Origin of the sequence: Paenibacillus sp. FSL A5-0031 (assembly GCF_001956295.1) — a bacterium.
In the GTDB taxonomy this organism is placed as follows: Bacteria; Bacillota; Bacilli; order Paenibacillales; family Paenibacillaceae; genus Pristimantibacillus.
Window position 1 is genome coordinate 1 of sequence record NZ_MRTD01000016.1, and the last position, 20,818, is coordinate 20,818.

The 20,818-nt window shown below is 47.7% G+C and carries 14 protein-coding genes, 1 tRNA gene and 1 pseudogene; 1 reads left to right on the forward strand and 15 read right to left on the reverse strand.

Annotated features, from left to right (window positions below):
• Nucleotides 1-204: 204 nt before the first annotated feature.
• From BK120_RS24690 to nrdR, 8 genes and pseudogenes are all read right to left on the reverse strand, one after another.
• The gene (locus tag BK120_RS24690; protein WP_076270180.1) at nucleotides 205-963 is read right to left on the reverse strand and encodes an ABC transporter ATP-binding protein; all 759 of its coding nucleotides are present in this window, start codon (nucleotides 961-963) and stop codon (nucleotides 205-207) included.
• A 4-nt stretch (nucleotides 964-967) separates the two neighbouring features.
• Nucleotides 968-3,289: an ABC transporter permease gene (locus BK120_RS24695; protein WP_076270181.1), complete on the reverse strand. Its 2,322-nt coding sequence runs from the start codon at nucleotides 3,287-3,289 to the stop codon at nucleotides 968-970.
• A 55-nt stretch (nucleotides 3,290-3,344) separates the two neighbouring features.
• Nucleotides 3,345-3,974: a TetR/AcrR family transcriptional regulator gene (locus BK120_RS24700; protein ID WP_076270182.1), complete on the reverse strand. Its 630-nt coding sequence runs from the start codon at nucleotides 3,972-3,974 to the stop codon at nucleotides 3,345-3,347.
• Nucleotides 3,975-4,463: 489 nt separating this feature from the next.
• Complete coding sequence (locus BK120_RS36100) at nucleotides 4,464-8,663, reverse strand: endo-1,4-beta-xylanase (RefSeq protein ID WP_483874405.1); 4,200 nt, start codon at nucleotides 8,661-8,663, stop codon at nucleotides 4,464-4,466.
• Nucleotides 8,652-10,259: pseudogene (locus tag BK120_RS36530) on the reverse strand (carbohydrate binding domain-containing protein); the annotation flags it as partial. The pseudogene BK120_RS36530 and the gene BK120_RS36100, both read right to left, overlap by 12 nt.
• A 345-nt stretch (nucleotides 10,260-10,604) precedes the next feature.
• Nucleotides 10,605-10,772, reverse strand: coding sequence for a hypothetical protein (locus BK120_RS35520; protein WP_179089887.1), 168 nt, complete (start codon nucleotides 10,770-10,772; stop codon nucleotides 10,605-10,607).
• Between the two features lie 313 nt (nucleotides 10,773-11,085).
• Nucleotides 11,086-11,159, reverse strand: a tRNA-Ala gene (locus BK120_RS24750).
• A 166-nt stretch (nucleotides 11,160-11,325) separates the two neighbouring features.
• On the reverse strand, nucleotides 11,326-11,808 hold the full coding sequence (gene nrdR / locus BK120_RS24755) for a transcriptional regulator NrdR (RefSeq protein ID WP_053377232.1): 483 nt from the start codon (nucleotides 11,806-11,808) through the stop codon (nucleotides 11,326-11,328).
• Nucleotides 11,809-11,950: 142 nt separating this feature from the next.
• Between nrdR and BK120_RS24760 the strand changes: the two genes are divergently transcribed.
• Complete coding sequence (locus tag BK120_RS24760; protein WP_053377233.1) at nucleotides 11,951-12,169, forward strand: alpha/beta-type small acid-soluble spore protein; 219 nt, start codon at nucleotides 11,951-11,953, stop codon at nucleotides 12,167-12,169.
• A gap of 107 nt (nucleotides 12,170-12,276) precedes the next feature.
• Here the strand turns inward: BK120_RS24760 and BK120_RS24765 are convergent, their stop codons facing one another.
• The 7 genes from BK120_RS24765 to BK120_RS24795 form a co-directional block, all read right to left on the reverse strand.
• On the reverse strand, nucleotides 12,277-12,843 hold the full coding sequence (locus BK120_RS24765) for a lytic transglycosylase domain-containing protein (RefSeq protein ID WP_076270304.1): 567 nt from the start codon (nucleotides 12,841-12,843) through the stop codon (nucleotides 12,277-12,279).
• Nucleotides 12,840-13,436 carry a dephospho-CoA kinase gene (coaE, locus tag BK120_RS24770; RefSeq protein WP_076270183.1) on the reverse strand — a complete coding sequence of 199 codons (597 nt, stop codon included), beginning with the start codon at nucleotides 13,434-13,436 and terminating at the stop codon, nucleotides 12,840-12,842. Before coaE ends, BK120_RS24765 begins: the two co-directional genes overlap by 4 nt.
• A gap of 15 nt (nucleotides 13,437-13,451) precedes the next feature.
• A complete protein-coding gene (locus BK120_RS24775; RefSeq protein WP_076270184.1) occupies nucleotides 13,452-14,174 on the reverse strand; it encodes an MntP/YtaF family protein in 723 nt (240 codons plus the stop codon).
• Nucleotides 14,175-14,314: 140 nt separating this feature from the next.
• The gene (gene mutM, locus BK120_RS24780) at nucleotides 14,315-15,157 is read right to left on the reverse strand and encodes a DNA-formamidopyrimidine glycosylase (protein ID WP_076270185.1); all 843 of its coding nucleotides are present in this window, start codon (nucleotides 15,155-15,157) and stop codon (nucleotides 14,315-14,317) included.
• Nucleotides 15,158-15,205: 48 nt separating this feature from the next.
• Nucleotides 15,206-17,884, reverse strand: coding sequence for a DNA polymerase I (gene polA, locus BK120_RS24785; RefSeq protein ID WP_076270186.1), 2,679 nt, complete (start codon nucleotides 17,882-17,884; stop codon nucleotides 15,206-15,208).
• 104 nt (nucleotides 17,885-17,988) lie between these two features.
• A complete protein-coding gene (locus tag BK120_RS24790; RefSeq protein WP_076270187.1) occupies nucleotides 17,989-19,206 on the reverse strand; it encodes an EAL domain-containing protein in 1,218 nt (405 codons plus the stop codon).
• Nucleotides 19,203-20,741: a GGDEF domain-containing protein gene (locus BK120_RS24795; RefSeq protein ID WP_076270188.1), complete on the reverse strand. Its 1,539-nt coding sequence runs from the start codon at nucleotides 20,739-20,741 to the stop codon at nucleotides 19,203-19,205. The genes BK120_RS24790 and BK120_RS24795 overlap by 4 nt, the downstream gene beginning before the upstream one ends.
• Nucleotides 20,742-20,818: the final 77 nt, after the last annotated feature.

A 20,818-nucleotide genomic window follows, 5' to 3' on the forward strand; every position in this document is an offset into this window, starting at 1 on the left:
TTTTTGATCGCTTAGGTATTCTGCAGGAAGCTCTTCTAAAACAGTTCCTTGTGAATTTGTGTCAGCAATAACCTTAATCAATGTTATTTTATCTTCCATACGATGCTCCTCATCTACCTCTTAGGATAAATTCCGCTAACATAACGGACCTCCTTGAGTCGTTTGTATATTTGAGTCCGGTTAGATCATTTATTTTTAAACAAATCATATTCCTATTTCCCACATTTTCACCAATACTTTATCGACCCTGCCATCCATATCTGTCCCGTCAAACTTTGGAAAGTTTAGTTCACTTACGATTTTTCCGTCTCGCATAAACATAATGCGCTCTGTCCTCGCCGCAACCTTTGCATCGTGAGTTACAAGCATAACCGCAGTGCCGTCTGCGTTAATTTCAGAAAATATATCCATAATCTGCTCCGCAGAGTTTGAGTTGAGCGCACCCGTCGGCTCATCTCCGAAAATGATTTTTGGGCTGTTCATAAGTGAGCGGCATATTCCCGCACGTTGAAGCTGACCGCCCGAAACCTGTGTAACATCTCGCTTTTCAAGCTCCGCAATGCCCACTCTTTTCATAAGCACTCTTGCCTTCTCTGATATTTTTTCGGCGTTTTTTCTGTTGTCGCGCATTGATGGAAGAATGATGTTGTCGAGGATATTTAGATTTTTTAGCATAGTCGGCTGTTGAAAAACAAATCCCATTTTTGTTCTACGTATATCTGAAAGCTCATTCTCAGAGGCCGCCGATAATTCCCTGCTGTCAAAAACGACCTTTCCACTGTCAACTTTGTCCATTCCGCTCAATGCAAACAATAACGTCGATTTTCCCGAGCCAGAAGGTCCCATAACCGAAACGAACTCTCCCTCGTTTATTTCAACGGACACTTCATCAAGAACATTACGCTGTTCATCGCCCTCGCCAAAAGACTTTACTATATGATCACCGATAATAATCTTAGTCATATGTCTACTCCTTTATATTTTCGGATATTTTTATTTGTCCCGCGCCCGATGTGCCGATCATTGTTGCGATAAGTACCGCGCAAATCATCATTAGCGGACTAAACAGATACGCCGAAAGAGGATTTACTGCAAAATTAAACGTGGACGCTCCTAACGACGAAATAATCAAACCCGCAAGCATCTCTCCGAGAGTGTTTGCCAGAAGCGTGCCGAGAACAATTCCGACAATCAGAACGAATACCGTACGCGAAACATACTGCGCCTTAATATCCGAGTTTGTAAAACCGAATGCTTTCAGTACGGCAATCGAATATCGGTCCTTTGCCACAAGCATTTTCATAAATAACAATGTAACTAGTACCGTTATAACTAACGCAACGGCGACGGCGGCGTAGGAGGCCATTTCGACGGAGCTTATTGTAGAGCCAAGGGTCTGTGTAACGAATTCATCAATATCTGAAGTCTTTGCAAAATCAAACTTGTCCGCATATTCCGCAACCTTCACGTCAACAAGGGATTTATCCGAAAGTTCAGCGCTGACAATGCTCCACATAATGCCCGCTGAATTGTCAGCAAATACAGCCTTGGCGGTTTTGCCACCGTTGGTAATGTCGGAATAGATTCCGCTAACCGTGAGATCTTTCTCCAGTCCCTCAATCACCAGCGTAATGACATCGCCAATTTTTTTGTTCATCTCATCGGCATATATAGTCGAAAATGCAATTTCATCATTTGCTGCGGGTGCTTTGCCCTTGGAATATACGATAGGAAATATCGAATGGTCGCCAAGCTCAATTTTAATATTTTCCTCTGATCCGTTTTCCGTTTTTGCCTTGAATGTTTTTGTAGTAAGAACGCCAACCTTTGATATGGCTTGATCGCTTTTCATCGTCTCAACGATTTCAGTGACTTTTCCAGAGATATTATCGATATTGTTGGTCTGTATGCGTAGATCGTAGTTTCCAATCCCCATATAACTGATGAAGCTTTTTGAGGAAATCGTGTTGTACAGGTTCTGCGGAACAATCATGATAAATGCCGAAATCACCAGCACAGCTAGCATTGTGGCGTATAGTCTTTTCCTTGAGAGAACATCTTTGATACCGAGAAAAATATTCGTCGTGTTAAACAGTCTGCTTCCGCTCAGGGTAAAACGCTTAGCACCCCTGTTTTTGTCCTGGGAAGTGCCAAAGCGTATGGCTTCCGCGGCTGAAATTTTCCGAAAGCGTTTCAGCACTCCGTTAACATAGGCCATAATGGCAAGGAATACTAACAATATACCGATAATTCCTAAAACCACGGCAAAAGAAGAGTTTTTACTTTCCCCCATATAAAGCCGTATATTTTCAAGAAGCATGCCTTTGAAAACAAATGAAAGAACAAAACCGAGAATAGAGCCTGCCGCCGCAATTGCCATGTATTTCGCTAGATAAATCTTCTTGATGTCCGAGACACGCAGCCCTATAGCTTTCATAACACCAATCTCGCGATAATCGTCTTCGATTTTTGCAAGAAGCGTAAAGCGTATGCACATGAATGCGACGACCACGACAAGCAGGCTTACCAGAAGGATAACCCCAATCATCATCCCGTCGGAAATGGCATTCATCATTTTAAAAAGCGAATATGTAACCGTTGGCCCGTTCATTTCAAGTCCTGCGGAGGCATATGCCGTTTCAAATGCGCCTAACGCCGACATATCCTTTAATCTGAATTCAATCAAATACTCTATGTTTCCAAGGCTTTTTATTTCCGCATAGTCATTGCTGCTTACAAGAAATCGCTTTGATGCGGAAAGCGAAGAATTCATTGTCGAATCGCGGAGAAATCCCTTAACGGTAAATTCTTTTCCACTTATTACGGCCTTGTCACTAATCTTTGCAGTGTTATCCTTCAAATAGCTTACCGGAACATAAATCTCACCGTCAGATACGTTGATGACGTTCCCGTCCAGATCTAGAAGATAATCGAATTTTCCGCTCTGTACGCTTAAACCGTTGTCCTGAACGCTGTTCGCAAGCGAATTATCGCCCAATATAATCTCCGCTCCGTCAATGTTCAGAAATTCCGCCACTTGAAATTCATCGACGCTGCTGTTTTGCTCCGCAAAAGCCGTAAGCCTCGCAGTATCAATCTCACCCGAATGCATCTGCATAAAATGTGGAGTTTTAGCTTGTGTCATTAGCGTATCCAGCGCGCCAGAGAGATTGACAACGAGTATCGCCGCGAGTGAAACAAGCATAGCTGAGGCAGCGACAAATACCATTGTTGTCACCGTTATCGCTTTGCTCTTAAAAATGTCATTGCGGATTATTCTGCTAAACATAACTCACCTCTGTATTATTTCCCTAAGGATTTTCCAGATTTATTCGTCGCTTCCTCTATCCACCGTCAAACATCTGCATTACATCTATAAGGCCTCCGCTTTTGACACCAAGCAGCCTTTCTACATTAAAAACAAAGGCCTGTATGCGTGAAGCACGCTCCTCGTTCGTCATTTGAACCATATCATCATCAAAAACGGTATTCGCATAAATCACGACCATTTCCATGCATTCATACGGGTATGGCGTGTGGAACAGTCCCTGTTGGATGCCCTCGTGGATGATTCCCGTCAGTATCGGCGTAACGCCATTAATAATGACCTTTTCTATTTTCTGATGCATAAGCGCGTTCTGCGGCTTGTGAATATGCTCCATAATTTCCTTGCTGCTTCCGCCGCTTAAGTTCAGTGCCATAACAACACGAATAATGCGCTCGACTACAGGTATGGACTTGTCTGCTGCAATTTCCTGCGCCGTGCCTAAAAGACGGACACTATACCGCTCAATCAGCGCGTCCATGATATCCACCTTCGACTTAAAGTGATGATATAATGTTCCTCGCGCAATGCCGACCTTTTCGAGAATATCGTTTGTACTTGTGCCGTCAAAGCCCTTCTGGCCGAAAAGCTCATCAGCTGCGTCAATGATTTCGTTCCTGCGTTCCTCAGCTTCTTTTACAACTCTCATCTTTACATCTCCTCAACAAACCGACCGACTGCCTGTCTATTAATCTTTCTTTTAAAGAATAACATATTATTCTATGATGTTGTCAAGCAGATTCAGTAAATAAGGCACGGACTGAACCCCTGATAAAAGCGATCCCGTGTCTCATTTCTACACAACGCAAAAAAGACACCTAACACGGTGTCTTCTCTGATGGTATTGGTGGAGACGAGGGGATTTGAACTCTCATCGCCTCCACTATGCTGAATTCCTCACATGTGTCGAGGCAATAACAGTAACTGGCCCAATCGAATGATTAAGTATATTTCGATCGTGTTTATAGCTCTCAATCTGTTGCACAATGGCTAATTTCTCTGAGCCACTAAGATTATTTTCGGGCATGAAAAATGCTCCCCTCACAGCATACAGGTTATATTATTTCACCTGTCTACCGTATGGGGAGCATATCAAGATTCAATCTGCAGAACAGCCTCTTTAGGCTATCTGAAACTCTTATTTACTCCAAATTCGCTGCAGGATAACTGCCGCTTCGGCGCGAGTGAGAGAGCTGTTCGGCGCCAATTTGCCGTTCGATCCTTGCACGATACCGGCATTGACCAGTGCTGCAACGCTATCTTTCGCGTAAGAAGCTACCGATGCCTCGTCGCTAAACGCATCCAAGGTGCCGCCTGTCGGCAACGCTTTGCCTGCGGCTTTCGCCGCGCGCGCCGCAATGACCATCATGTCTTGACGCGAGATCTTGCTATTCGGATCGAACAGATTGCTGCCCGTGCCTTGAATGATGCCGAGCTGCGCAGCGATCTTGACCGCATCGTAGTAGTATGCGGAGGAATCCACGTCGGAGAACATCGTTACGGAAGCATTGTTACCTTTTAGCTCCAATGCGCGAACGAGCAGCGACAGTAAGTCCGCTCTTTTGATGGAAGCATTCGGATCGTACGCGTTCTCGCTCGTGCCGTTAATGATACCGCGAGATGCCATCGCTTCGATTGCTTTCTTCGCCCATGGTACGGACTGAAGATCTCCGAACGATTTCACAACGAACACAACTGCATAGTTACTGAAGTGAGTCGTCGAGAATTTAACCGTACCGCTTGCTGCATCGTAGCGGGCATTAGGCACAGGTGTCGCTTTGCCGCTGCCGTCGATGTACCAGATGATGATGTGATCCGGGTTGCTCAGCTCTTCAGCCGTCGGCGTGTAAGGTACGGATACCGTTACAGGCGCGTTCGGGTTGTTCCAAGCGACAACGGAGTCGCCTGCCAAAACTTCGAGGCTAATGACCGGATGGGTACCGATTTGCTGGCGGAGATCATTGCTGAGTGCTTCAGTCGAGACCTTGCCCAAGCGAACCGATACGAACTCGGAGCTGCCGACTCTCGTGCCTGCCAGCATGTTGCCAGGAAGCTCGACCGTGCCGTTCACCGTCTTGATCACAAGTACTGTCGATCCGGAATCTTTCAGACTTTGAAGCGGCAATTGCACGTCGTATGAATTTGCGCCTGCCGTTGCAGGAATGTCGATTGTAACTTTTTTCTTGCCAGCAGCGTTAGTTACAACTTGATCGAACGCTTTCTGCAGATTGCCGGCAGAGATGATGGACGATGCCTTACCGTTATTCACGGTAACTTTTGCTGTGATCTGGCCGTTTTCAACCGGTTGTTCAGTCACCGGAGGAGGCGTGTCTGTACCGGTCTGAGGCGAAGTGGCGCTCGTCGTTGCATTTACGACTGCGGATGCATCCGACACCAATTCCCCTTTAACTGCCTTCACGTAGTAGTAGTACTTCGTTGAAGCCACCAGACCCGTATCCGTGAATTCGGAAACCGGTACGCCGGAAGCGATTACCGTGAAAGGACCGGATTCGGACGTTCCGCGATAGACGGAGAACGTTACGCTCGTGTCTGAAGCGGTGTTCCAATTCAACTTGATCGAGCTAGCGTTCACGGCGGAAGCCATTACGTTCGCAGGCGCCGCCGGTGGCGTTGCAGGAGAATTCTTACCGGAAAGCGTAAGCACTCCAAAAACGGACGTGTCTTGATAACCTTGGCCGGTCAAATCGTTCCATGCGGCAACGCTCTGACGAGCGCCGTTTTTACCGTCGTTGATTTGCACGTCAAGGCCTAGCTTCATGTTGTTTTCCGGCGTGATCGATGTTAACGGTATTTTCATTTCTACCGTGTAGTTCGTTCCGGAAAGAGAGGTGGCTGACTCGAAACCGGCTGCTTTGCTTGACGGATTGAAAGTTGCCTGGTTCATATAGTTTACTCTGTATTGTCCATCATCCGACTGATAGGAAGCTGTCTTACCATTATTCTCGTCTATGAACACTTCGACGGAATCTTGTTCATGCGCATTCGGGCTAGTACTGTCCAGTTCCGCATTATCAGTAACTTGGATTTGCACATACAGGTTGTGATCATCCCAGAGCGCTCTGGCTACACCGCGTGCACCTTGCCAGGCCATCTGGAACTTGTTGATCGAGACTTCAGGCGCATCGCTCCAGATCGCGTCAATGGTTCCGTCTATGACCGGCGTACCGTATTTAGCGGAAGTTTGACTAGCGGTTGCCGAAGCCGGCGGGTGCTCCGCTATGAACTTGCTCGGATCGATAACGCCGTAATAGGCAAGCTTCGCTTGCAGGTTGTTATCGAAGAGCAACGGCGGTTGTTCTTTTCTCCAGCTCGTCGCGTCGTTCAGACCCCAGAAGGTGACTCTGGCGATATTCGCGGCGTGCTCTTTGTAAATTTGGAATAGCTGCGCGTACAAGTAGCCTTGCGCGATTGCTTCCTTTTCGGTGATCGTGCCGCCGTTGCCGGCCGTTACGTCCAGCTCGGTAATGCTGACTTCAACGCCCAAGGAGATAAACCGCTCCAACGACGCTTTAACATTGTCCGGCTTCGTGTTGACGTTGTAATGCGCCTGCATGCCGACGCCGTCGATCAGCTTCTTGCCCGGATGCGTAAGTGCGTACTTGTCGTTGAGTTCTTTGACCATATTGTAAATGGCTGTAGCTTTGTTCTGGTTATCATCGTTGTAATCGTTGTAATAGAGCTTGATATCCCAAGACGGGTTTGCGTCCAGCACTTCTCTTGCCGCTAAGAACGCTTGCTCCACGTAATCGTTACCGATCGCCGTTTTCCAAGGAGAGGTGCGCAGGGCAGCAGTCCAATCCGTCGGATTAGAAGGATTGTCGTTCATTGCTTCGTTGACGACGTCCCAAGAAATCAAATTGTTGCCGTATTTCTCAGCGTAGTGCGTCATAACCGTTTGGATGTGCGTTCTCATATTGGCGAGTGCCTCGTCGCGGCTCAAAGGCGAACCGTTCGAAGCAGTCATCCACGCAGGCGTCTGCTGATGCCAAACGAGCACATGGCCGTGTACTTTCATCCCTGCGGCGATCGCTTTATCGACAAGCGAATCCGCATAAGTGAAAGTACCTTTCACCGCCTGCGTTGCATCCGGTTTCATGGCGTTTTCCGCCGTTACGACATTATGATGCAATTTGAGAAGCTCCAGGCGAGTGCCATCGAAATCCGCCGCGGATACCGCATTGCCGATCAAGAAATCGTCTTGGTACTTTGTCTTGATTGGCGTCAAGTCTTTTTGTACGGAGATAGGGATCGAGCCCGTGTTCACAAAGCTGATATCGTCGATGTAGAAAGAAGCGGTCTTGTTGCTGGAGCTCTCGACGTAGATGGTCAAATATTCGTCGCCTACGCTGGAGTAACGATAGGTGCCTTCAAGCTTCACCCATCCGTCGGCAGCATTCACGGTTTTTGCTTGTATGGTGTTGTAGCTGGCGGTGCTGCCGTTGCCGACTTGCGTGGACAACTGAAGCTGCGAGCTGGTCGGCGAGATCAGCTTGACCCATGCCGTTACTTTGTACTCGCTGCCTTTGTCTACGTTCTGCTCGACGCGAATCGTCGGACCGTGCCAAGAGTCCGTACGATCTGCTACTTTCAAAGCATAAGAACCGTTGTCGGTATGGTTGGCTTCATTCGTAACGGTCAACGTTTCCGTTCCCGCGCGACCGACAAAGCCGCCCTGCGATTGATCCTCGAACGTAATAGTAGTGAATGGCACAGCTGGAGTTCTTGGAGGCTCGGCGCCAGGCGTAACGTCTTTAATTACGAATTCGTCCATATAGAAGTCGGCTTTCGCCGTGGCGGTTTCATCTGGACTGTAGATGTTAGCTTCAATCCAAACTAGGAATTCGGTCGTGCTGGCAGGTACTTCGTAGCCTTTCAGTTCGAACGTCTTCCAAGCGGAGTCCGTAACAGCTTGGTTGCCGATAATCCATGGGTAGCTATCCGTACCGCCGGATTTGACTTTCGCGCCTAAGTGGTAGTTATCGGTTCCATGAGCGGACCGGAGTTTGAACGAGATATCGTATTTATGACCGGATACCAACTTGCTGGTCAAATTGAGCGATACGGCGCTCTTTCTGTCCGAACGGTCCTTATACAGAAGCGATTTCGTTCCCTCGGATGCGTAGTCAGACGATACAATCGCAGTACCGGTGCCGTTCCATCCCAGATCCGTCCAACCGCCGAGCTGACCATCCTCAAAACTTTGGGACAGGACGAGGAATCCTGGAGGAGGAGCTGCGCTTGTCTGACGAATGACGATGTCGTCGATCGCGAAGCTTGTATTTTTACCGGCGTCTTCGGATTCGAAGTAGAGTTTAATTCCCGTAGCGGCGGTGTTATACGTATAAATACCGCTTAGTTTCACCCAAGCGCCGTCGGTGACCGTCGTCAACCCGATTACTTCCTTAAACTGGTCGTTGCCGGTTAAGCCAGATTGCTCAATCGATGCCTTTAGCTGCGTAGAAGCCGCTCCGGTATCCAGCTTAGCGTAGGCGGAAATTTCGTATTCTGCGCCTTTTTCAAGCGTATTCGTCAACGCTAGGCTAGGCCCGTGGTAATTTTGGGCGCGTCCCGTCACGAGAAGCGCGTTCGATCCGGAGTGGGAGACGGCATTCGTTACGGTCGCCGTAGCGCCGTTGCCGGTCCACCCATTTATGCCGTTTTCGAATTTCTCGACAAGAACGGCCGGTTTGACGACTTTCACTTGGAAATCGTCGACGTAGAAGCTAGCGGTTTTACTGCTGTTGCTCTGTAAGTAGATTTGCAGGGCATTGGCGTTCATGTCGTATGTATACTCGCCTTTGACTTGTACCCATGCGTCTGCTGTTACCGTTGCCGCGGAGCCTGGATTCAGGTACTCGTTGGCTGCCCCAGTCTGTTGAGCGCCGAATTGGATGGTCTCAGAGCCGGTCGTTCCCTCTTTGAGTTTAACCCATGCGGAAAGCTCGTAAACTGATTCCTTGTTCAGTATGCCGGTGGCGGCTAGGTTAAAGCCCGGGCCGTTCCAGTTGTCCGTTCTTCCTTGCACTAAGAGACTGCCAGTTCCGCTCTTAGCGGCATTGGTCGAAGCCGTTACCGTCTCGGTACCGCGCTTAAACCATCCTTGCGTGCCGTTCTCGAAGTCGTTCGAAACGACGATGTTCCCGATCGCTTCCGGTGTGGGAGGCGTAGGTCCGCCGATCGCGGCTGCGAAGGTATTTAAAGTATCGTCTTTCTTAATGAGAATACGTCCCATCGCCAAGGCGTCGTCATCGCCGCTCCAGGCTTTGAAACCGACATTAATTCCGTTCTCCGTGGCGGCTGCTTTTACGTCCGCGTTGTAGTTGCCGTAAGGATAGGCAAGAAGGATTGGATCTTTGCCGGTAATTCCTTTCAAGAACGTATTAGCGGATTGGATTTCCGCGGCCGCGGTCGCTTTGGTGATGCTAGTCGTCCATACGGCTTGATCATGCGTCTTTGTATGGTTTTGAAGACTGATGTTCGGGTTGTTTTTCAGCGTGTTCAATTGGCTCAGCGTCATTCCCCAAGAACCGATATTGTCCTGGATGACGAAAGATACCGCTTTCATATTGTACTGCGTCAATACAGGAAGCGCGTTTGTAATAAAATCCGGTGTTGCGTCGTCGAACGTCAGCAGAATCGGTTTCGAAGGAGCGGTTGCCCCGTTCACGATAATGTCGACGTACTGTTCCGCGGATACGGTGGTATAGCCGTTATCGTTCAAATACTTCATTTGTTTTTTGAAGTTGGCAGTGCTGTATTGATAATCTCCGGATGGATTATCGGTGATTACATGGTACAGGATGACAGGTATCGTTGCGCTCGCTGCATTCGCATTTGGAGCATACCAAAATTGCGGCACTAACAGTGCAGCGGCTAACAGTGACAGCAATAGCTGTTTAAAGCGTCTACTCATTTGATGTCCTTCCCCCTAGAATAGATTTTGATGTTACCTAAAGCGCTTTCAATCTTGGTGTTGAATGACTTCTCCTTCCCGTATCTTCAATTATAAGGAGCGTTTTAATAAGGCGGCACCTAACGAAGTAGAGATTCTACTATAAAAATTAAAGAAGATATTAGATCCGAACTTATGAACCACCAGCTAAATACAATTAAAAAGATATATCTCATAAATGAACATAATAGTAGTTATTGCATTTTCATTTTGGAAAATATGTAGGCTGTAACAGACCACAACAAAATGAGGATGGCGCAGAAACAACCTCTTCGCCATCCTCTTATTAGTTAATGAAATCTTTATTTACTCCAAATCCGTTGCTGGATAACTGCCGATTCGGTGCGAGTGAGGAAGCTGTTCAGCGCCAATTTGCCCCTCGAGCCTTGCACGATACTCTGCAACACTGTCTTTCGCGTAAGAAGCTACCGAAGCCTCGTCACTGAACGCACCCAAAGTGCCGCCTGTCGGCAACGCTTTGCCTGCGGCTTTCGCCGCGCGCCGCGATGACCATCATGTCTTGACGCGAGATCTTGCTGTTCGGATCGAACAGATTGCTGCCCGTGCCTTGTTGACGACATCCCACGAGATGATTTTCTGCGTACTGCTCGTATTGAACTTGCTAAAATGCGTATGAATTTCATTTTAGTAACTAAGTAAAATAATTGCTGAATTTCAACATACATACCTAAACTGTTCAAATGTTCTCACTTAGGGATTTGAAATATATACAAGCACAAAATCAAATAAAAAAAAACGGCATTTCTGCCGTTCTGATGATAAGGTATGGTGGAGCTAGGCGGAATCGAACCGCCGACTGATCGCTGCCAGCGACCTATTTTCCCCCTAAACTATAGCCCCTTATTTAGTTGTGACCCAACTCAACAACTTGAGTATAGCCCCCAAGTTAAATCTTATTGCTCGTTTTTATTTCTTGGGTTGTGCGAACACTACATGGCGTGCTCCCAGCTGAGCTAAGGCCCCAAATGACGACAAGATTGATCTTAGCATAGGGTCGTCAAAACTGTCAATCCTTATCTATCATACCATTGAGCGGGTGCTTGGACAGCAAATTATTGAGCTCCTTCATGAACATATCAATGTCCTTGAATTGGCGATAAACAGATGCGAACCTGACATAAGCTACCTCATCTACAGGATAAAGCTCGTTCATAACGATTCCACCAATATCGCTGCTATCAACCTCGGCATGTGCCGTTGTGCGCAGCTCCTTCTCAACCTCGGATACGATTACCTCTAGGCGCTCCACAGGAACCGGACGCTTCTCGCAGGCGCGGATAAGACCCCGCAATATTTTGTCACGGCTGAACTCTTCACGGCTGCCATCTTTTTTGATGACGATCAGAGGCGTCTCTTCAATCATTTCGAATGTCGTGAAGCGGCGGCTGCACTTTTCGCATTCACGGCGGCGACGAATGGATTTGTTTTCGTTAGCTGGTCTGGAATCTAATACTTTCGTTCCGGCATAGTCGCAGTATGGGCATTTCATGATGCGTATTGCCTCCTTTCTTAGTCGCTAGAGCCTCTAAATGGACTCTTCGAAAAAAAATTTTAATTTCCATGTAATTCCTGTAATGAAGTTCAGATTTTTGCACATAATACTTTTACCAACCGCAAGGAGGTGAACATACATGAGCGCATCCCGCAGCAGTAACCAATTGGTAGTGCCACAAGCGACAGCTGCCCTTGACCAAATGAAATATGAAGTTGCTCAAGAGCTAGGCATCGCAATTCCGCAAGACGGATACTACGGCAACATGGCTACAAAAGACGCAGGCTCCATCGGGGGATACATTACCCGTCGCCTAGTGCAAATTGCCGAGCAATCCCTTGCAGGTCAATACAAATAATGATTCATTAAAAGTTGTATGAATAACCGAAGCTTTGGCAGGGCTCGTCCATGAAGAGACGAGCCTCCAAGGCTTCATTTATTTTCGTTATCGTTAAGGATCATCCATTAAAGACTCGGATATAAGTCCTTATACTTATTATAATAGTAAATGACTCTCTGCACATAGTGTCTAGTTTCTCCAAACGGAATTTCTTTAACCGATTCGATCGTTCCATCCCAAGTCCCCGAGTCAAGCCACTTGCGAACATTTCCTGGACCCGCGTTGTATGCAGCAATTGCAGCTATCTTATTTTGATCAAATTGTTGACTAAGAGATCTTAAATACCACGCGCCAACCTCAATGCTAACATCTGCACGATTCATAAGCATGTCATCCGTTACGGCTTGAAATCCTGCTTTTTGAACGACCCATGCAGCCGTATCAGGCATAATTTGCATTAAGCCCAGTGCACCCTTCTTCGATTCCTTGCCTGTCTGAAAATTACTTTCACTGCGAATAATCGCGGCGACTAAATGCGACTCAACGCCATAGTTAGAAGCACTTGCACGAATGTCTTCTTTGTAATGAACCGGATACATCCACTCCGCAAGCCAATCTGATTTGAGAAATAAAATTGTCAATAAACCGAGCAGCAGGACGAGCAGCACCCTTTTCTTTTGGAATACCCTCATGGCAAACACTTACTTTTCCAAAATTCATCCAGCTGACGCTTCGTCTCCTCCAGCGATCCGCTGTTATCGATGACCCAATCCGCTTTCAGTCTCTTTTGTTCAATGTCCATTTGCAGTGCGATGCGCCGGCTTGCTTCTTCTTCAGGCAATTGGTTTCGTTCCATTAAGCGTTTTTTCTGAAGCTCAGCGGGTACATATACGACCAAAATGCCTTCGTACAGATTCTCCTGCTTCGTCTCGTACAGCAGCGGCACGTCAGCTACTACTAATCGTTCTGGATAATGCTCTGCGTAAGTATGTATGGTTTGCTGCATCCGCGCCCGTATAGCTGGATGGGTTATGGATTCAAGCTTTGCTAATGATTGTTTATCGCGAAACACAATTTCGCCGAGAGCTTTGCGGTTAAGAGAACCGTCCGTTTCAAGGACAGCTTGTCCAAACGTAGAGGCGATTGCCTCTAATGCTGGTTCCCCGGGAAGTACAACCTCCCTTGCGACTTGATCGGCATCGACCAGCAGCGCACCGCGTTCGACGAGCATGTTTGCGATTGTGCTTTTGCCGCTGGCAATACCGCCGGTTAATCCGATTATCATCCTTTTCACCTCAAGTTATAACAGCTTCATGATTCCGATTATGATTAATAATATGCCTGGCAGCATAGCTAATGTCTGCATCCCTTTCCAAGCGGAGAAACGAAAGCCAAAACGGATGCCGCCTACAAGAAAAAGCGCGCTCGCCGCCGCTATGGTTAAAGCCGTAAGTAAGGAAGGCAATCCGATCAACGCAGCCCCAAGTCCAGCTCCAAATGCATCAAGTGATAATGCAAAGCCAAGCATGACGGCCTCCGATGCAGAGATGGTGCCTGATTTATCGACGTCAGCCGACTGTGGCGTGCGCAAAATCTGAATAACGAGCCCTAGACGCTTCAGCTCTACCATAACGACAAGCGCAGCACTCGCGATCTCTCCGGCATGTGTTTTTGCACCAGCTTCTGCCGAAGCAGCACTTTCTTGTACTGCGGTTTCTACGTGCTCATGCCTCACATCATCCTGCTGCTGTTTGTTTCGTCTAAGCTGCAATAGCGCCCAGACACCAATCAGCATGAGGACACATGCGCCAATGAGACGCGCAACGAATTCAGACAGGAACGTGGTTATCAATCCGCCAACTTGCATGGACAAATAAATAATAATACCAGAGCAGCAAGCAATAATCAGTATTGACACGATCGGTATGCGGATCCTCCGCAAACCGTAAGTAACGCCTACACCAAAACCGTCTACGCTAACAGCAACAGCAAGAACTAATAGTGAAACTACATGCGCGAACAATGTTTTAGTCCCTCCCCGCACAGCGGCGATCCGGCTTACAAGAAGCTGTAAGTAGACATCCGCCTATTGTTCGTAACACACTTATCATATGCGGGGAGTATTTGACTGTGCATGCTGGTTAACATTTGCTGCGATTCGTATTATTTTGCTGATGCTTGCAGTGTCTGGCATTTATTGCAAATATGCGTACCACGGCCGCCAACGACAAATTTATGGATCGGTCTTGAACAGGTTGGACAAGGCTCATCCTTCTTGCCGTATACAAGCAGCTGATGCTGAAACATTCCCATTTCGCCTTGTCCATTAACGTACGATTTAATGGACGAACCGCCTGCTTCAACTGCATTTCCAAGTGTCGAGCGTATCGCTTCATAAAGTCGCTTCCATTCGGCCGGCTTCAATGTGTTAGGTGTTCGCTCCGGATGGATACGTGCTTGAAATAAAGCTTCGTCTACATAAATGTTGCCCAAACCAACAATATGCTCTTGATTAAGCAATAGCGGCTTAATCTTAGTCGCGCGTTTCTCGAGTTTTCCGCGAAGCGCTTCTAGCGAAAAGGCTGGCTCAAGCGGCTCTATACCAAGCTTGTTAAGCGGCGGAAGCTCAAGCTCCTGCCCTTCTTCAAATAAATGCATCGTACCGAACTGGCGAACGTCCTTATAACGCAAATCCGTGCCATCTTCGAAATGAAAGATAACATGGGTATGCAGCTCAATCGGCTCTTCAGATGGGAAAACCCCATATCGGCCTTCCATTCGCAAATGCGATACAAGTACGAGCCCGTCCAAGATGATCCGCAAAAATTTGCCGCGTCGCTCAACCGTCTGGATCGTATGTCCGACAAGCGCATCCGCGAACTGTTCAGGTTCTGCTGGACGCTGTATAATACGCGGGAGTCTAACGGTTACTGATTGGATTCGTTTTCCCGCTACAAGTTCAATTAATGTTCTTCTAACTGTTTCTACCTCTGGCAATTCAGGCATTTCTCCTCACCTCAACAACCATTATACCCGAAACTGCCCGCCAGTGGGTTACTTTGCTTCATACCAATTGTCACCGAAACTCATATCGGCCTTCAAAGGAACATCAAGTTTGAGCGCTCCAGCCATCACTTCAGGCACAAGCGTCTTCATCAGCTCCAGCTCCTCTTGCGGCACTTCGAACACGAGCTCATCGTGCACCTGCAGCAACATGCGGCTCTTCAGCTTGCGTTCGCGCAGCGCAGCGTCCATATGGACCATGGCCAGCTTAATAATATCTGCCGCAGTACCTTGAATCGGTGTATTCATCGCCGTACGTTCAGCAAAGGATCGCAAGTTGAAATTAGAAGCATTGATGTCATTCAGATAACGCCTGCGCTCCAGCAGTGTGGCCACATACCCGTCGCGCTTCGCTTGCTGAACGATATCGTGCATATATTGGCGAACGCCTTTGAAAACTTCCTTGTAATCCGCAATAAACTTTCCTGCTTCATTACGGGAAATGCCAAGGTTTTGCGATAAGCCAAAATCGCTGATGCCATACACGATGCCGAAGTTGACCGCTTTTGCCGAACGACGCATGTTGGAATCAACCTCTTCGGCAGTTACGCCGAATACATCCATCGCTGTTTTGGTGTGAATATCCATGTCCTTAATGAACGCTTCCTTCATATTCTCATCATCAGCAATATGTGCGAGCACACGAAGCTCAATTTGTGAATAGTCAGCTGCTACGATGGACCAGCCCGGCTCGGACGGCACAAAGGCTTTCCTAATTTGGCGTCCTTCCTCAAGACGAATCGGAATGTTCTGCAGGTTAGGGAACTGACTGCTTAGACGACCGGTAGCAGCAATGGTCTGGCGATAATACGTGTGTATTTTGCCTGTTTCCTTGCGCACCTCTTTAAGCAAGCCTTCCACATACGTGGATTGCAGCTTCGAGAGCTGACGATAATGCAGGATAAGCGGAATAATCTCGTGATAAGGCGCAAGCTCCTCCAGCACTTCAGCATCCGTCGAATAACCTGTTTTCGTCTTTTTCTTAGCAGGCAGGCCAAGCTTCTCGAATAAAATCTCACCCAGCTGCTTTGGCGATCCGATATTAAATTCCGTACCAGCAAGCTTGTACACGCTGCTAATGATTGTTGTCAACTTACTCTCCAAGTTACGGCCAAGCGCCTCCAACTCCTCGGACTTTACTTTAATGCCCTGAAACTCCATCCCTGCAAGAATGCGGGACAATGGATGCTCCATGTCAAAATAAAGCTTGCTCATGCCCGTATTGCTTAACTCTTCGGTTAACAGAGGCACGAGCTTCCGAACCGCTTCCGCTTTCAGCGATAAATGGCGGTAAAGCGTATCGGCATCAGGCACTCTGAATTTCGCGCCTTTGCCATAAACAGCTTCATCCGGCGGCAGTGTCGACAGCCCCTGCTTCTCATTAATGCCGCTTAATGTCTGGCTTGCTTCTGTAGGATCGAGCAAATAGGCTGCCAGCTGCACATCAAAAGCAGAACCCTCGAAGCTGATTCCGCTCCATTTGAGTGCGAGCTCCACCTTATGGAGATCAAAGCCGTATTTCGGCTTGTCCGCTTGTTCGAGCCAGTCGCGAAGCTTCGCTGCGAAAGGCTGCTTAAGCACTGAATATGGCATTACATACACCGCTTCATCGGTGGCGATAGCAAGGCCAATCAGCTCGGCATGATGCGGATTCTCCCCAATGGCTTCGATATACAAGCCATTTTTGTCCGACTGCTGGAGCAGCTGAATAAGCTTCTCCAGCATCTCTGCGTCTTTTTCTGATTCGATCACATTAATATTCAAATCAGCAGCAGCAGCTTCGGCTTCCTTATCCATATCGCCTGCTTCAGCACCTAGCTCCAAGCGATCAATTAATGATTTGAATTCCAGCTTGCGGAACGCCTCAGCCAGCTTCGAACCATCATACCCGGCATAACGAATGTCATCGATAGACTTTTCTATAGGCACTTCACGGAAGATCGTCGCCAAGCGCTTGCTCATCGTAGCATCATCTTTATGGCTCTCAATGTTTTCCTTCAGCTTGCCCTTCAGCTTGTCCAAGTTATCAAGCACGCTTTCAACCGATCCATGCTCATGAAGCAGCTTAAGCGCCGTTTTCTCGCCTACGCCCGGAACTCCAGGGATGTTGTCTGAGGTATCCCCCATGAGCCCCTTAAGATCGATAATTTGCATCGGCACAAGGCCGTATTTCTCTTGGATTGTCTCTGGTGTGTAAAGTTCAACATCACTAACGCCTTTGCGTGTTACCGCAATGGTTACTTTGTCTGAAGCAAGCTGCAGCATATCTTTATCTCCAGTAACGACAAAAGTTTCTACACCTTTCTCGTCGGCTGCCTTCGTTAGCGTACCGATAATATCATCGGCCTCGTAACCAGACAGCTCAAACTGCGAAATGCTGAAGGCTTGAAGCAGCTCCTTAAGCACTGGGAATTGCTCTGACAGCTCTGGCGGTGTCTTTTGTCTTCCGCCTTTATATTCTGCATAACCTTCATGGCGAAAAGTGACCTTGCCGGCATCAAATGCAACCAGCACATGAGTCGGCTTTTCTTGTTCAAGCAGCTTAAGCAGCATCGTTGTAAACCCAAAAATCGCATTCGTGTGATTGCCCGCCGAATTCGTGAGCGGCGGCAAAGCAAAAAACGCACGGTAGATTATACTGTTTCCGTCAATTAGCATCCATTTTTCCATAAGGAATCAACACCTTCTTTATGTAACATTCATACCTTTAAGTATACCACAAAAAGGGCTATTCCCAAGCATCGCTGCGATGGGATAGCCCTTTTTTGTATCTGTTACATCATGGAGTGAAAAGGAGCAGGCCTGCCTAATAAATAACCTTGAGCGTATTCAATCCCCATCTCACGCACCTTCGCAAGCTCCGCTTCAAGTTCTATGCCTTCGGCGATAATGGAAATATCCATTTTTGCTGCAATCTGAACCAGCGTGTACAAAATATGCTCTTTCATCTCATCCAAGTGGATATTCTGAATAATCGACCGATCCACCTTCAAATAATCAGGACGCAGCTCAGCGATTGATTGTAAGGACGAATAACCCGCTCCAACATCATCAATTGCAATTTGATAACCTTGGCTTCGGTAATGCTCCAACGCCTTTTTCACAGAGCCAAAATCCGCGATTGAGCTTCGTTCTGTAATTTCAAATACGACATGATGGGGCGATAGCTTATGCTGCTCCAGCAGACTGAGCGTTTGGCCAGGCGAGAAGCTTGGATCCTCCATAATTTGCGCCATCACATTGATGAATAGCTTTTGCCCTGGCATGAGCCTCAGACAGCCGTCTATCGCCTTTTCTCTCGCCAGTCTATCCAAGCTATAAGTCAATCCTTCCTGCTCAGCACACTGAAAGAGCTCCATAGGTCCATTAAACCAAGTTTGATCCTGCGTACGCGATAGCGCTTCGAAGCCAAATACCTCTCCTTCGCGCAGCAGCGATACGATAGGCTGATATACTGGCTGAATAAGCCGCTCGCTAATGACTCGTTCCAGAGCTCGGCGCTTCAAGCTTCGTTCCATCGATCCAGCGGATTGCCCGTGCAAAATTGCTTTTTTCATCGCATCATACCAGACGAGGCCATCCACAGGGTCATTGTCATTGGGTACGACAGATACACCAACATGAAGCTTCCCAAGCACATCAGATAGCCCCTCAAAGCAAATCTCCTCTGCAAATTGTTTCTCCCAATCAGCGGTATGCTTATAGGCCAGCTCAAGCAGCCAGTCCTCCTGCAGCATTTGATGCCCGGCCGGCAAACGCATATGGATAAATAAATCCTCCTTCATCCACTGCAGCCCTTCATATAGTAGAGAGCTTCCAAATGCAGCCTTCACCTCATTCTCTGCAAAAACACGCCATTTCTCATGCTGCGCGGATAAATGATTTTTCCGAACATCCGTAGGAAACTGCCATGATAAATAAATAATACCAAGATGACCCGAGCTCACGTTTTCCGTATCGTTTAGCCGCCATATGTCCCGTAGTTGTCTCAATTTCCGTTCCGTTCCTCTCCATGATGCATTCCTATAATTTGATCCATGACATAGACGCTGCCTTTAAGAGCTTTCGCTTGTTTCTTCAGCTTTGCCGCAATCCTCGGAATATCATCTGCCGCAAGCGCTACTCTGCCATCCCATAACATGAGTGACAAAGAAAGCGTTACACCCTCCTGATCAATGAGATTCCCCTCTCTATCCTCAACCGTCGTTACTTGGGCGCCGCCGTAAAATGCTTTAATCCCGCTATCGAAACGCTTAATCATAGCCTGACATAGTTGCTCCGCCGAATCTGCTCTCATTACCACGATGAAATCATCACCGCCTATATGTCCGACAAAGTCGTCGCATGCTCCGAGCTGATCAAGCTCCATGCGCAGAATATCTCCCAAATAGCGAATCAAATTATCACCGAGCCCAAAACCAAAGGAATCGTTATACCATTTAAAATAGTCCAAGTCCGCATAGACGACAGCAAACGGCTCACCTTGTCCGATCCGCCGGCTCAATTCTAGCTGAATTTCCTCGTTCCCCGGCAGTCCCGTAAGCGGATTAGCTGTTCGTGCTGCCTCCGTGCGAAGCGCCGTCATGCATTCCAAAATAGACCTGATCGTAGCTGCTCCTGCCATCTGCCCATCCTTCGTAATGAGAACGACATCGTATAGCTGCGAGAAATCCCTTGCCATTGCCAGCTGAGATACATGCTCGACAGTAAGCTGCTCATCCACAATAAGCGGTTGATTGTTCATAATCCGCTCAATCGGTCTGTTCCAATAAAGAGGCAGCCCGAATTGCCCAGCTAACATTTGATGCAGCTTCTCTTTCATTAAGATGCCTATCGGTCTGCCTTTATCGACAATGACCGCGCCTTGCGCCTTCGCATTCGTATCGAAAAAATAAGCAACCTCGGACACCCTGGCCCGGGCAGGAAATATCGGAAAAGGTGCGGCAATCCCGCCAATTCGAACGGTTCGGCTATAGTTCCCCGGCAAATGCAGCTGCTGCACTGGCTCGCCTGCTCCGATGATCTGACTGTAGTTTTCTATTTTCGGTTTGCCTTCGGCTAGAGATTCTTGGCGGTTCCTTCCGAGAGTAACGTTATATGCGCTTTGCTCCATTGCATCAAGAATCATCCGATAAACAACCGACTCCGAGGAACGGCCGGTTGCTGGAGGGTATGCAGTTGAAAGACCTATGCTTACCTCCAGATCGGTGTCTGAGAAAGCCCCGTCTTCCTTTTTTGCATCAGACTTCCTTAGCCTATCAATAAGCCGCTCCATCGCTTTCTCGACCACTCGAATGATCGGTTCATCCTTCTGCTGCCGATCAAATAAATAAAAGTAATCCCATTCAAGGCGCTGACGCCAGAAAAGCCTTGCCTCCGTGCCCTCCCATAGCTGCAATGCTGATTCTGCTGCTGTGTTCCCGAGGCGAAAACGGACGTAAATGACACCGATTCCGCCTTCATGCCAGCGCTCTTTTATGCTGCGGAGCATATCTCGATTGAATAAACCAACCCCGACTCCATTCATGCCAATCCCCTCAATCGACTATCGTCTATTTCAGTTCCTTTATGTATTACTTTACCAGCCAATTGTGAATAGAGATG

Bases quoted from the DNA above. Each gene is read 5' to 3' on its own strand.
- BK120_RS24795 (WP_076270188.1), bottom strand. From the start codon at position 20,741: ATGAATGGAGTCGGGGTTGGTTTATTCAATCGAGATATGCTCCGCAGC.
- polA (WP_076270186.1), bottom strand. From the start codon at position 17,884: ATGGAAAAATGGATGCTAATTGACGGAAACAGTATAATCTACCGTGCG.
- BK120_RS24700 (WP_076270182.1), bottom strand. From the start codon at position 3,974: ATGAGAGTTGTAAAAGAAGCTGAGGAACGCAGGAACGAAATCATTGAC.
- nrdR (WP_053377232.1), bottom strand. From the start codon at position 11,808: ATGAAATGCCCATACTGCGACTATGCCGGAACGAAAGTATTAGATTCC.
- BK120_RS24765 (WP_076270304.1), bottom strand. From the start codon at position 12,843: ATGAGGGTATTCCAAAAGAAAAGGGTGCTGCTCGTCCTGCTGCTCGGT.
- coaE (WP_076270183.1), bottom strand. From the start codon at position 13,436: ATGATAATCGGATTAACCGGCGGTATTGCCAGCGGCAAAAGCACAATC.
- BK120_RS24695 (WP_076270181.1), bottom strand. From the start codon at position 3,289: ATGTTTAGCAGAATAATCCGCAATGACATTTTTAAGAGCAAAGCGATA.
- mutM (WP_076270185.1), bottom strand. From the start codon at position 15,157: ATGCCTGAATTGCCAGAGGTAGAAACAGTTAGAAGAACATTAATTGAA.
- BK120_RS24760 (WP_053377233.1), top strand. From the start codon at position 11,951: ATGAGCGCATCCCGCAGCAGTAACCAATTGGTAGTGCCACAAGCGACA.
- BK120_RS24690 (WP_076270180.1), bottom strand. From the start codon at position 963: ATGACTAAGATTATTATCGGTGATCATATAGTAAAGTCTTTTGGCGAG.